The sequence below is a fragment of the Brevundimonas sp. genome (genome assembly GCF_044336875.1).
Taxonomy (GTDB): domain Bacteria; phylum Pseudomonadota; class Alphaproteobacteria; order Caulobacterales; family Caulobacteraceae; genus Brevundimonas.
The window spans coordinates 416,793-429,935 of sequence record NZ_JBIIOP010000001.1 but is presented as its reverse complement, the minus strand read 5'-3'; the positions used below and the strand labels follow the sequence as shown (position 1 = coordinate 429,935).

9 protein-coding genes are annotated in these 13,143 nt (G+C 69.1%); 5 read left to right on the top strand and 4 right to left on the bottom strand.

Annotated features, from left to right (window positions below; all coding sequences use genetic code 11):
* Position 1: 1 nt before the first annotated feature.
* The 4 genes from ACIQ1T_RS02080 to ACIQ1T_RS02065 form a co-directional block, all read right to left on the bottom strand.
* On the bottom strand, positions 2 to 1,300 hold the full coding sequence (locus ACIQ1T_RS02080; protein WP_395942827.1) for a carbohydrate porin: 1,299 nt from the start codon (positions 1,298 to 1,300) through the stop codon (positions 2 to 4).
* A 98-nt stretch (positions 1,301 to 1,398) separates the two neighbouring features.
* The gene (locus ACIQ1T_RS02075) at positions 1,399 to 3,828 is read right to left on the bottom strand and encodes a glucose/quinate/shikimate family membrane-bound PQQ-dependent dehydrogenase (RefSeq protein WP_395942826.1); all 2,430 of its coding nucleotides are present in this window, start codon (positions 3,826 to 3,828) and stop codon (positions 1,399 to 1,401) included.
* A 266-nt stretch (positions 3,829 to 4,094) separates the two neighbouring features.
* Positions 4,095 to 6,077: a M1 family metallopeptidase gene (locus ACIQ1T_RS02070; RefSeq protein WP_395942825.1), complete on the bottom strand. Its 1,983-nt coding sequence runs from the start codon at positions 6,075 to 6,077 to the stop codon at positions 4,095 to 4,097.
* 95 nt (positions 6,078 to 6,172) lie between these two features.
* Positions 6,173 to 7,099: a LysR family transcriptional regulator gene (locus ACIQ1T_RS02065; protein ID WP_395942824.1), complete on the bottom strand. Its 927-nt coding sequence runs from the start codon at positions 7,097 to 7,099 to the stop codon at positions 6,173 to 6,175.
* A 95-nt stretch (positions 7,100 to 7,194) separates the two neighbouring features.
* On the opposite strand from ACIQ1T_RS02065, the gene ACIQ1T_RS02060 reads away from it, so the two are divergent.
* The 5 genes from ACIQ1T_RS02060 to ACIQ1T_RS02040 all read left to right on the top strand — a co-directional run bounded on the left by ACIQ1T_RS02060 (position 7,195) and on the right by ACIQ1T_RS02040 (position 13,138).
* A complete protein-coding gene (locus tag ACIQ1T_RS02060) occupies positions 7,195 to 7,968 on the top strand; it encodes an alpha/beta fold hydrolase (RefSeq protein WP_395942823.1) in 774 nt (257 codons plus the stop codon).
* Positions 7,961 to 8,644 carry a TetR/AcrR family transcriptional regulator gene (locus ACIQ1T_RS02055; RefSeq protein WP_395942822.1) on the top strand — a complete coding sequence of 228 codons (684 nt, stop codon included), beginning with the start codon at positions 7,961 to 7,963 and terminating at the stop codon, positions 8,642 to 8,644. The genes ACIQ1T_RS02060 and ACIQ1T_RS02055 overlap by 8 nt, the downstream gene beginning before the upstream one ends.
* Positions 8,645 to 8,738: 94 nt before the next feature.
* Entirely contained in the window at positions 8,739 to 9,236 is a 498-nt protein-coding gene (locus ACIQ1T_RS02050) for a sigma-70 family RNA polymerase sigma factor (protein ID WP_395942821.1), read from the top strand.
* Entirely contained in the window at positions 9,233 to 10,144 is a 912-nt protein-coding gene (locus ACIQ1T_RS02045; protein WP_395942820.1) for a FecR family protein, read from the top strand. The genes ACIQ1T_RS02050 and ACIQ1T_RS02045 overlap by 4 nt, the downstream gene beginning before the upstream one ends.
* Positions 10,145 to 10,240: 96 nt before the next feature.
* Positions 10,241 to 13,138, top strand: a complete 2,898-nt coding sequence (locus ACIQ1T_RS02040) for a TonB-dependent receptor (RefSeq protein WP_395942819.1) — start codon at positions 10,241 to 10,243, stop codon at positions 13,136 to 13,138.
* Positions 13,139 to 13,143: the final 5 nt, after the last annotated feature.

Genomic DNA, 13,143 nt, shown 5'->3' with positions numbered 1-13,143 from the left:
CTCAGAACTGCGCCTTCAGCTGGGCGCCCAGGGCCAGGGCGTTGCGGGTCGAGCGGAAGCCGAAGGCGCCGGGATCGACGATATACTGCAGGTCGGGCCGGAGGCTGAGCCAGGGGCGGATCCGGGCGCCGTAGCTGAGTTCTATCGCCGTCTCGCCCGCCGGAAGGGAGGCGTAGCCGCCTGGCAGGGCGCCGGTCTCGACCTGGGCGGCGCGCAGCCGGGGATTGACCTCGGCATGGGTGACGCCGAGCGCGACGGTGTCTGCGCCGCGACCGGGCAGGGGGGCCGTCATCACGACTCCGGCGGCGTACCATCGGGTGATCTGGGCGGCCTGCGGCGGGTTGGCCGTGAACTGGCCGAAGACCGACAGGCCCCGGCCGCCGGCGTCGCGCAGGATCATCTGGTCCGCGAGCAGATAGACGCCGCGTCGGCCGCGCAGCGCGCCCCCGCCGTCCAGCCGCGCGGCGCGCGAGGTGTCGTAGTAGACGCCGAGCTTGTAGTGGCCGGGAAGGCTCGGGCTGTCCGCGGTCAGGCCGGGATCATATTCGATCTCGAACGGCAGGACGACGCCGGCGGTGCGCCCCGCGAAGGGTTTGAAGGCATTGCCTTCCAGCCCCAGGCTGGTGTTCACCTGATAGACGCCGGTGCGCAGCGCCAGGTCCGGACGGGGACGATAGCGGACCGCCGCGCCCCAGCGGGCGTTGGGATAGTTGTACCACCCGCTGTCGCCCGACAGGGACAGGGGGTGGGCGCAGAAGGCCGCGTTGACGAAATTGCAGCCCAGCGCCATCCCGCCCAGGTCATTGCCCATGGCGAAATAGCCGAGCCGAAGATTGAGCCGTCCCTCGGCCAGGTTCTGCTCATAGCTGAGCTCGCTCAGTCGGGTGTACTGGCCGCCATAGGCTTCCTGAATCGGCAACCGGTTGCCGACATAGTCGGACGACAGGCCGGCGCCGCGTCGATCGTTCAGCGTCAGGTGCAGGGCGGCGCCGGTCCAGCCGGCGATCGTCTGCATGTCGAAATCCGCTCCGGCGCGTATCTGCTGCGTATAGGCGGAGCCGCGTTTCAGGCCGCCGCTGACGGCCGAAAAGGTCTCCGAGACATAGTCGGCGCGTAGGGTCACCCCGGAATCCCCGAGCCGGGCGCGCAGCCCGTCCTGGTCTCCGCTCAGGGTGTCGGCCGCCTGCGGCGGCCGGGCGGGGCGGGCCTCGTCCGCGCGTGCCTGGGCGGCGGCGATCAAGGCGGCCGCCGACAGGGCGCAGCCCGCCCAGCGCAGCGATTTCCGGGTGAATTGGGTCATGAATTCCTCGCGACCCCGCCGAACAGGGGCGGAGGGAGCAGTCGGGCAGGGAAGGCGCGGGGCGGGCCGTGGGCCTCGCCCCGCGAGACGACGTCGGGTCAGGGCAGGGCGTAGGCCATCACATAGTCGCCGCGGTCGGGCGACTGGCGCGCGCCGCCGGCGGTGATCACCACATATTGCTTGCCTGTCCGCGGCGACCTGTAGCTCATCGGTCCGCCTTGGCTGCCGACGGGCAGACGCGCCTTCCAGACTTCCTTGCCGGTCGCGGCGTTGAAGGCGCGCAGATAGAAGTCCTGGGTGCCGGCGATGAAGACCAGGCCGCCCTGGGTCGTCAGCGTGCCGCCCAGCGTCGGCATGCCGATCGGAATGGGCAGGCCCATGCGAATGCCCAGCGGTCCGGTGTCCTGGACCGTGCCGACCGGGACCTGCCACTTGATCTGGCGGGTCGTCATGTCGATCGCCGTCAGGGAGCCGTAGGGCGGCGCCTGGCACGGAATCCCCAGGGCCGACAGGAACCGGTTCTTGTTCACGGCGTAGGGGGTGCCCTTCATCGGCACGCTGCCCATGCCGGTGTTGATCGCCTCGCCGCCGCTGCTGGCGACGGCCTGAGCCTCGTGGGTCTGGGGGATCATCTGCTGCCAGAGACCGAGCCGCATGTCGTTGGCGTAGATGGTCTTGGTCGTCGGATCGATCGACAGGCCGCCCCAGTTCATGCCGCCCAGGGAGCCGGGGAAGCTCAGCGACATGTCCGTGCCCGGCGCTGTGTACAGACCTTCGTAGCGCATGCCCTTGAAGGCGATGCGGCACAACAGCTGGTCGAAGGGGGTGGCGCCCCACATGTCGGCCTCGGTCAGGGTCGCATTGCCGATCTGCGGCATGCCCACCGATCGGGGCTGGGTCAGGGAATAGGGCTCGCCCGGAATGTTCGACGGCTTGACGGCGACATTGTCGACCTGGGTCAGGGGGCGGCCGGTGGCGCGGTCCAGGACATAGAACTGACCGGCCTTGGTGCCGAAGACGAGGGCCGGAACGGTGCGTCCGCCGGCGACCGGGAAGTCGATGAGGCTGGGCTGCATCGGCACGTCGAAGTCCCACAGGTCATTGTGGACAGTCTGGTAATGCCATTTCTCGCGCCCGGTCGTCGCGTCGAGCGCCAGCATCGAGGCGCCGTACCTGTGGTCGAGCGCGGTCCGCGTCACGCCATAGATGTCGACCGAGGCGCTGCCGACCGGCATGAAGACGGTGTTGGACGCCGGGTCATAGGACATGGCGGCCCAGACATTGGGCGTCGACCGCGCATAGGTCTGGCTCGCCGGCGGTGCGCCGGTGATCGCCGGATTGCCCGGATCAAAGGCCCAGCGCAGCGCGCCGGTGACGACGTCGAAGCCGCGCACGACCCCGCCCGGCATGTCGACCTGGACATTGTCGGCGACACGGCCGCCCACCACCACGGTGGTGCCCGCAAGGGTCGGCGCCGAGGTCAGCTGGTACTGTGGATCCGGCGCGTCGCCGAGCCCGGCCTTCAGGTCGACCCGTCCGTTGACGCCGAATCCGGCGCAGAACCGGCCTGTGTCGGCGTCTAGGGCGATCAGTTCGGCGTTGATCGTGTTCATCAGGATGCGGCGTTCGCACGGCGCGCCCTTAGGAAGCACGGCGGGAAGAACGGGCGTCGCCGCCGGCAGGCGAGGCTGTTGCAGCGGTGCGCGGGCGTCGAAATAGGCCAGGCCGCGGCACCGCATCCACACCGAGGCCTTGGCGTTGACGAGGGTCTTCCACTTCTCGCGCCCGGTGTCGGCGTCCAGGGCGATGACATTGTTGTGCGGCGTGCAGACATAGACGGTGTCGCCGATCTGCAGCGGCGTGGTCTGGTCTTCGGCCCCGTTGCCGTCGCTCTCGGCGATGTCGCCGGTGCGATAGGTCCAGGCGAGCTTCAGCTTTTTCACATTGTCGCGGGTGATCTGGTCCAGGGCGACGAAACGGCTGCCGCCGCTGGTGTTGCCGTAGGCTTCCCAGTTCGTCTGCTCCTGGGCGGGATCAACCGGGGTCAGCGCGGCTTCCTCGCCGGCGAAGGCGACCGGGGCATGGGGGACGAACATGCCGGCCACGCCGCCCGCCGAGGCCAGGGCCAGCACCGCCGCGACGACCAGCGAAGGCTTCCAGGCAGGGGCAAGGCCGCGCGCGCGGCGCAGCAGCGGATAGGACAGGGCGACCACGGTCGCGCCGACGCCCATGGCCAGCAGTCGGGACACCAGCGGCCAGAAGACGAGGCCGGCTTCCAGCAGCGCCCAGACAATCGTCACCGCGAAGGTCGCGCCGAAAACCAGGGCGCCCGCCGGGCGACGGCGGGCGATGAGCAGACCGGATGCGACAAGCGCGAGACCGGCGAGGATGAAATAGAGACTGCCGCCCAGGCTGGCGAGCTTGGCGCCGCCGATCGTGAAGAAGAGGCCGGCGGCCAGGATCACGACCCCGAGCAGGATCAGCCAGCCCTTCGACAGGGGCCCAATATCGTCGTTCGTGCGCGGCATGCGGCGCTTCTTCCTGTCTTCTGATGCGCGGGAGCTTGCCGGATGCGTGGGGCGGCAGGACGTGACCTGCAGCGCGAAGACCGGACGGCGGCTGCGCCGTGGTAAGGTGTGAACCAGTTAGTACACAGGACCGCGTTCGACAAGGGCGGGTGTGAACATCGTGTTTCAGGCGCACACGCGTGCGGCGTCGACCGGCCAGGCGCGGCACCGACGCCGCCCTCGCCGGTCGAAGTTCTGACGCCGAAGCGGTCGACGCGAGCCGTCGCCTATCGAGAGAGGGCCAGGCTGTTGTTGTCGCGGTGCGCGTCGGGCAGCCGTCGGTCCGGATCGATCTCGGCGGAGACGACCGGGCCGTGGTCCGTGAAGGCGAAGCGATGGGTCGCGTTCTGCAGCCAGGTCTCGACAGGCACGCGTCGATCCTGGCGGCTTCCGTCGGCGAAGGTCACGCGCAGTATGGCGGGCAGGACCAGCCGGTCGCGATTTTCCACCACCACTTCGGCGCCCCTGGCCGGGTCGCCGTCGATCGGAGTGACCGCTGTGACCGCCAGATCATGGCGCCAGTTGTTCAGGTACCAACCGCGCCAGAACCAGGAGAGGTCCTCGCCGCCCGCGCTCTCCATCGCCCTGAAGAAGTCGCTCGGCTTGGGGTGTCTGTAGGCCCAGTCGCGGATGAATTTCCGGAAGGCCGGGTCGAACCTGTCCGGGCCGAGAATATCCTCGCGCAGCAGGGTCAGGCCGAAGGCGGATTTGAAATAGGTCACCGGGTGGCGATAGGTCTCGCGGATGGCGTCGGCGCGGGTCAGGATGGCGGGCGCCGAGCGGTCGTCCAGAAGGGCGGCGATCTGTTCGGCGGGCGTGCCCTGGCCCGGCGCATATTCGCCGTCGCGCTTGGGCCCATAGACGCCGTTCTCGAAGGCGTCGGACTCATAGACGTCTATGAAGGTGTTGAAGCCTTCGTCCATCCAGGCGTCGCGGCGCTCGTCGAAACCGACGATCATCGGGAACCAGGAATGGCCGATCTCGTGGGCGGTGATCCAGAACAGGGTCTTGCCCTTGTCCTCGACCCCGTCGAACACGATGCCCGGATATTCCATGCCCGCCGCCGGACCGGCGACGTTGATCGCATTGGGCCAGGGGTAGGGATACCAGGCGGAAAAGGTCTCGACCGCGTGTTTCAGATATTCGGTCGATCGGCTCCAGGCGTCCTGGCCCACGCTTTCGACCGGATAGACGGACTGGGCCAGGGCCGTCCCGCCGTCCGGCAGGTCGATGCGGGCGGCGTCCCAGACGAAGGCGCGCGAGGCGCTGAAGGCCACGTCGCGGGTGTGGTCCATATGGAAACGCCAGGTCCGCGTCTCGCCGTCACGGGGGTGCGCCGACACCACCTCGTCGGGGGTGCGGATCATCACGGTGCGGTCGCTGGCGCGCGCCTCGGCCAGCCGGCGACGCTGGTCGGAATCCAGAACCTGGGCCGCGTTGGTCAGCTCGCCCGAGCCCGCCACGATCATGTCGGCGGGCACGGTCACGGCGTAGTCGAAGTCGCCGTACTCGAGATAGAATTCGTTGGCGAGGTAGGGGAGGGTGTCCCAGCCGCGCAGGTCGTCATAGACCGCCATGCGGGGGTACCATTGGGCGATGCTGTAGATGTCGCCGTTGTCGCTGGGCATCCAGCCGGTGCGGCCCCCGAAGTCGTCCGACGGCACGACATAGGCGTAGGCGATCCGAACCTGGACCTTTCCTCCCTTGGGCGCGAGCGGCGTCGGCAGGGTGATGCGCATGCGGGTGTCGTCGATCAGCGGCGCGACCGAGACCCAGTCCCGGCCCTGCCGCACCTCGACCCGCGCGACCCGGTAGCCGTCCGTGGCGCCGCGTCGGGTTCGACTGGAAAAGGCGGCGGCGCGCGCGTCGGTCCGATAGAGGTTCTGATCCAACTGGAGCCAGAGAATGTCCAGAACGTCCGGGCTGTTGTTGACATAGGCGATCGTCGCCTCGCCGGTCAGGGTCCTGGCCACGGGGTCGAGCGTCGCCGCGATCGAATAGTCGGCCCGGTTCTGCCAGTAGGCGGGCCCCGGCGTTCCCGCGCCCGAACGGACGGCGGTCGCGGGTTCGGGCAGGGTCAGGGGGGCGAAGGTCTCGAGCGGATCAAAGGTCGAGCCGGGCGCCGCCTGGGATGTCGCCCCGGGGGGCGTGGGCGGTGTCGTGGGGGGCGTCTGCCCGGCGACCGGGCTCGCCCCCACGAGCAAAGACATCGAAACCCAGGTCCAGAACATCCGCATCCGGCGACTCCATGGAAGATGTGACCTTCTGACGCATCGGCCAGGTCTTGGCCACCGTCGTCCGGTCTTCAGGCGCCGGGTGCGCCGTGGCCCGCGCCGGCCTTCATCGCCAGGGATATGAAGGCCGAGACCGCCGGGGAACGGTCGTCGCGACGGCTGGCCAGCGCCAGAGGGGCGAAGGGCGCCGGGGCCAGCAGATCCAGATAGACGACGCCCGTGCTCAGGGCGTCGCGCATAGAGGCGGGGGTGAGGGCCACGCCGAATTCGGCCGAGACCAGGGCCAGGACCGAGGCGATCTGCGGCGCCGACTGGCCCTGGATCGGCTCGAACCCGGCCGCGCGGCAGGCGTCCACCGTCAGGTCGAACAGGCTGGGGCCCAGGACGCGGGGCGTCAGGATGAAGGCGTCCTCGGCCAGATCCGCCAGGTGAATGGGCTTGCGTTCGCCCCCGGGGCCGATCTGCGCCAGCGGATGGCTGGCCGGGACGGCCGCCACCATGGGTTCGCGCGCCATGGTGCGGAACCTCAGGCCCTCCTCGCTGACCGCGCCGGGACGAAGGAAGGCCACGTCCATCGTGCCCGCCCGCAGCGCGGCCACCAGGCCGTTGGAGTTGGTCTCCTCCAGCGTCAGGTCCACGCCCGGCGCCGCCCGGCGGTAGTCCCGGATGATGTGCGGCACCAGGGCGTTGAACGCCCCCGAACCGGTGAAGCCGATGCGCAACGAGCCGATCTCGCCGCGCGCCGTCCTCCGCGCCGCCTCCGCCGCGCCCCGGGCCTGGTCGGGCATGTCGCGCACGCCCTCCAGAAAGGCCTCGCCTGCCGCCGTCAGCTCCGCCCCGCGCGGGATGCGGTGAAACAGGGCCGTGCCGACCTCGGCCTCCAGATCCTTGATCTGCTGGCTGAGGGGCGGCTGGCCGATGCCCAGGCGCGCGGCGGCCCGGGTGAAATTGCCCTCCTCGGCGACGGCCAAGAAGTATCGGATATGACGTAGCTCCATATCCATCTCCAAAACATATCGATAACGCCAGTATGCTGTATTGGACTTTCGGGCCGTCGAGAAGGAGATTTCAGTCCTCGAACGGATTGAAAATCATGCCCTCCCCGGCGCTCCAGACTGCTTCAGACGCCCTTCCTCCGCGCTATGTCCACCGGCCCGCGCCGGATGTGGCGCGGTTGTCGCCCCTGGTGCTCCTGCCGGGGCTGCTGTGTGACCAGTCGCTGTGGCGGCCGCAGATCGACGCCCTGGCGGATCGGGTGGCGCCCATGGTCGCGGACCTGACCCTGGACGACAATGTCGCCGACATGGCGCGCCGGGTCCTGGCGGCCGCCCCGCCCCGCTTCGACCTCGCGGCCCTGTCCATGGGGGGCTATGTGGCGCTGGAGATCATGCGTCAGGCGCCGGATCGGGTGCGCCGTCTGGCCCTGATCGACACCAGCGCGCGGCCCGACACCGCAGCGCGGGCGGACCGTCGTCGCGCCGGCATCGCCTCGCTGCAGCACGGGACCTTCCGGGGGGTGACCCAGCCGCTGATGGCGGAACTGGTCCACGCCTCCAAGACCGAAGGCCCGGTCGCGGACTCGCTGAAGGCCATGGCGGCGCGCGTCGGCGGCCCCGCCTTCGTGCGCCAGCAGACGGCCATACTGACCCGGCCGGACGGCCGGCCCTTCCTGTCCGAAATCCATGTCCCGACCCTGATCGCCGTCGGGGACGAGGACCGGATCACGCCGCCCGAGGTCGCGCGCGAGATGCGCGACGCCATTCCCGGCGCCCGGCTGCACGTCTTCGACCGCTGTGGTCACCTGCCGGCGCTGGAACAGCCCGAGGAGACCAGCCTGGTTCTGCGTCGGTGGCTGGCCGATGCCTGAGGCCCGCGCTGCTGACCTTCGCCCGTTGCGCGGCCGCCCGCGCGGCTTCAACCGCGAGACGGTGCTGGCCCAGGCCGCCGATCTGTTCGCGCGGGACGGCTATGAAGGCATATCGGTCGCGGACCTGGCGGCGGAACTGGGCCTGAACCATCCCAGCCTGTATGCGGCCTTCGGTCCCAAGTCGGCCCTGTACCGGGAGGCCCTGGACTGGGCCGAGAAGCGGTGGGCCGACCAGGCGCGTCAGGCCCTGTCCGCCCCCTTCCTGATGCAGGCGATGTCGGATCTGCTGGATCAGCAGGTCGCCGTCTTCGCCGACAGGCGGCATCAGGGCTGCATGCTCACCAGCGCGCTCCAGACCCATGCGCGCGACCATGCGCTGGAGGCGAAACACGCCCGACGCCTGCGCGCGGCCATGATCGGGGTGGTGCGCGAGCGGTTGGACCGGGCGACGCGGGACGGCGAACTGGACCGGTCGCGCGACGGCGCGCTGCTGGCGACCTTCATCGTCGGCCAGATCCACGGCCTGTCGACGCTGGCGCGGGACGGCGCGACGCCCGAGATGCTGCGCGCCGTCGCCGGAATCGCCCTTCAGGGCTTCGGCCAGGCCGCCAGAATCGAGGCGCGGCCGATGCTGAGCCAGGTCCAGAACGTGCGGCCCGACATTCTGGCGGCCTGACGTCGATCCGGCCCGTCGCCGGCTCAAACTTCGCGAAACCGACACCGATCTGTTGCGCGGCCCGCCTAGAGGGGCCGCTTTCGGCGGGGGTGGCATGGACGGGAAGGACAAGGGACGGGCTGCGTTCGACCTTCACTGGCGCGCCCTGGCGCAGAAGGTCTCCAGGGCGACCTATCGCGGCGACGCCGAAGATCTGCTCCATTCCGCCTTCGTCCGTCTAAGGAGTGCACGGACGGCCCAGCCGGTCACGAACACCGACGGCTTCCTGATGCGTACGGCCATCAATCTGGGGATCGATCGCCACAGGGAGGAAAGGCGCAAGGCGCTGGACGCCGAGCCTATCGACTGGGATGCGATCCGCGACACCGCTCCCCTGCAGGACGAGGTGCTGGCGGCGCGGCAGAAGCTGGCCCTGATCGACGCGGTGCTGTCGGGCCTGGGCGGGCGGACGCGCACCATCTTCCTGATGCATCGGCTGGACGGAATCAAACACAGGGATATCGCCGCGCGCCTCGGCATCAGCCAGGGGACGGTCGAGAAACATATCGCGCGCGCCGTGCTGGCGCTGGCGCGTGCGGTGGACCCGTCATGAGGCAGGATCGCGCACTGCGCGAGGCGTCCGCCTGGGTCGCCCGAATGCAGAACCATGAGCGGAGCGACGCCGACGAAGCAGGGTTCCAGGCCTGGCTGAAGGCGGACCCCGGCAATCGCGAAGCCTTCGATCATGTCACCCATGTCTGGGATCTGGCCGGGGGCGCCACCGGTCGACGGACGGCGCTCAGCCCGTCGCGACGTCGCCTGATCGCGGGTCTCGGCGGGGCTGCGGCGGCCGGCGTCGGCGTCGTCGGCTGGAGTGTCGCGGCGGCGCAGACCGTGCGCACCTCCGTCGGCGAGCAGCGGCGAATGACGACGCCCGACGGCACGCGGGTCGTTGTGGATACGGACAGCATCCTGGTCGTGGACAGGCGTCCCGGCCGGGATCGACGCGCCACCCTCAAGCGGGGGCGGGCAGCGTTCAACATCCTGGATGATGACGGGCGGATGTTCGTCGTCGCGACCGGCGGCTGGAAGCTGGCGACCCTGGCGGGGGACTTCGATGTCTGCGCCGAGGACGTGGGCGCCGCCGTCGTCGTCAGTCGCGGCAGCCTGATCGCCGAGCGTGACGGGGCGACGCGAATCCGGGTGGAGCAGGGCTGCCGTCTCGACCTTTCCGCCGCGTCCGTCGCGCCCAGGACGGTGGACGTGGAGACGGCGCGCGCCTGGCGGAGCGGACAGATCGTACTGGAGAACACGCCCCTGGCGGACGCCGTGACCGCGCTCAACCGCTATGCGCGCAAGCCCATCGTGGTGGGGCCCGCGCTCGCCGACTTCCGCGTCAGCGGGGTCTATCGGACCGGCGCCCCGCTGGACTTCGCCGAATCCGTCGCGGTGCTGGCGGACGCCGAGGTGAAAGTGTTCAGCGATCGGATCGAAGTCTCGGCGAAAGACCGCGCGTCATAAAAACTTGAGAAAAAACGGCGGAGGAAAATCCACTCCCCAATCGTCACCTGATCGGCGTCAAGGACGGCGCAAATCATACTGATTACCGGGGGTTCTATGTTCTACAACCATTCGCGACGTCTTCGCGATGTTCTGGCGTCCAGCGCCGCCTTCGCCGCCATCGCCTGCTCCGGACTGGCCCAGGCCCAGGAATCCGGCCGCGCCCGGGTCGAGGTCCAGGCCCAGTCGCTTTCCAGCGCCCTGCGCGAGATCGCGCGTCAGACCCATCGCGACATCCTGTTCTCTGCCGAGGCCGTCAACAATCGCCGCAACGTCGCGGTCAGCGGCCAGATGACGGCGCGCGAGGCGGTGGAGCGGGCCATCGCCGGCCAGGGCCTCGAACTGGTCGAGCAGGCCAACGGCGATCTGGTGGTGCGGGCGCGTTCGGCGGAGTCCTTTCGATCGCAGGCCGCCCCGGACCAGGCCGTCTCGGCCCTAGACGACATTGTCGTCACCGCGCCGATCCGCGACAGCGTGGCGCGCGCCCTGCTGGTTCAGCGCAATTCCGACAATGTCGTCAGCGTCATCGCCGCCGACACGATCGGCCGCTTTCCCGACCAGACCGCCGCAGCGGCGCTTGCGCGTCTTCCGGGCGTCGGCGTCCAGCGCGATCAGGGGCAGGAACGCTATATCCAGGTGCGCGGCGCCCCGACCCGCTGGACCACGACGGCCTTCAACGGCGTCAACGTCCTGGGGGGCGACGACCGCATCTTCCGCTTCGACTCCGTGCCTTCGACGCTGATCGAGGAGGTGGTGCTGAACAAGACCCTGACGCCGTCGATGTCGGCGGAATCCCTGGCGGGACAGGTGGACATCCATACGGTCCAGCCGCTGCGCCGCCAGGGCCTGCACGGCGCCCTGGAGGGCGGTCTGGGTCAACTCGACATGGGCGACGGCGACCAGGTTCTGTACGGCGGGCGCGTGGGGTGGTCGAACGACCGGCTTGGCTTCGTCGTCTCGGGTTCGCACTACGAGTTCCAGCAGGAGGCCGACAATGCCGAGCCCCGTTATGACGCCACCGGCGTGTCCCAACTGCGGGTGGCCAAATATATCACCCTGCGCGAGACCAGCGCCCTGTCCGGCACGGTGGCCTTCCGCCCGGCAGAAGGCCACACCCTGTCGCTGACCAGCCTCTACACCGAGTTCAACGACCACGAGCAACGCAACCAGTACACCTTCTATCCGAGCGGCGGGACGGGCACGCGCGACTTCCAGACGGGCGAACTGGCTTCTGTCGAGGTGCGCGGCCTGTTCAACGACGGCGGCGCCCTGAACTCGACCTTCTACAATGTGCTGCACGGCGATCATCAGATCGGCGCCTGGAACGCGACCTGGGATCTGGCCTACACCAGGAGCGAGGTCACCAGCGGCAGCCCGTTGATCGAGCAGCGCCAGAGCCCCGGCCTGCGCTCGTCGATGACCTATGTGATGGGCGAGGGAGGCATTCCCTTCGTCACCCTGTACGACACCGACCGCACCGGCGCGACGCCGACCCTGGGCGCGCGCAGGACCAACCTGGATCAACTGGCCTTCGACCAGGAAACCATCACCTGGTCGGGGTCCGAGCGGACGACCACAGACTATGCGCTGAAGGCGGACGTGCGGCGGGACTGGTCGGGTTTCGGCGGCTTCTCGACCTTCGCCGCCGGGCTGCAGTTCAATGACCGCGAATATGTCGATGTCGGTTCATACGCCAACGTCACCCCTTCGGGCGCGGTCGGCGCAACCATTTCGGCGCGATCGCTCGCGGCGGCGTTGGGCGTGGAATGGACGCCGCTGGATCTGGTCCTGAACCGCGCCGTCGACGAAAGGTTCGATCGGGGCTTCACCTTCAACTATGTCGACAATCACGCGATGCGGGCCCAGGCCGAGGCCCTGCTCGACGCGGCGCGTGCGGCCAATGCGGCGGGCGCCGACTACGCCGTGCCGGCGTTGATCCCGTCGCAGACCTTCTCGGTCAAGGAACGGCTGACGGCGGCCTATATCCAGAACACCTGGCGTCGCGGGCCGCACACCATTCTGGCCGGTCTTCGCGCCGAGAACGTCGAGGTGGAGTCCAGCGGTTTCGCCACGGTGAACGGGACGACGACCCCCCTGTCCCTGTCCAGCGACGACCTGAAACTGTTCCCCAGCCTGCACTGGAACATGGATGCGACGGACGAATTGAAGATCCGCGCCGCCTTCGTGACGGGCTCCGCCCGCCCGAATTTCAGCCAGCAGAGCGCGAACACGACGATCAGCGACCTGAACCAGACCGTCTCGGGCGGCAATCCGTCGCTGAAGTCTGAATCGGCCATGGGCTTCGACGGTTCGGTGGAGTGGTATTTCGCGCCTTCGGCCCTGTTGTCGGCGGGGGTCTTCTATCGCGACGTGAAGGATGTGCTGTTCTCCTCGACCCGCGTGGTCGGCGACGACCGGTACGATCTCGCCGGGATCGACCGGTCGGGCTACGACTATTCGACGACGGTCAACGGCGACGACGGCGAGCTCTACGGGCTGGAGCTGACCTATCTCCAACCCTTCACCTTCCTGCCGGGGCCCCTGTCGGGGCTGGGCGTGGAGGCCAGCCTGACCCTGCTCGACGGCGAGTTCACCACGCCGGGCGTCGACGGGGCAGCCGGCCGGGTCGTCGGTTTTCCGGGCACGTCCGACCGGTTGAGCAGCCTGTCGGTCTTCTTCGAGAAATACGGCCTGTCGGCTCGCGTCAGCTACCAGCACCGCACCGGCTGGCTGGACGAGGTCGGCGCGACCCCGGCCAGCGACATGTACTGGGACGACAGCGAACGGGTCGATCTGTCGCTGCGCTATCAGGCGACCCAGACCGTCACCCTGTTCGTCGACGCCAACAATCTGAGCGACCAACGCGGCCGCCGCTACCAGGGCAGCAGCGACCGGACCTATGAACTCGAAGGTTTCGGCCGTCGCTTCATGGCCGGGCTGCGGGCCACCTTCTGATACGA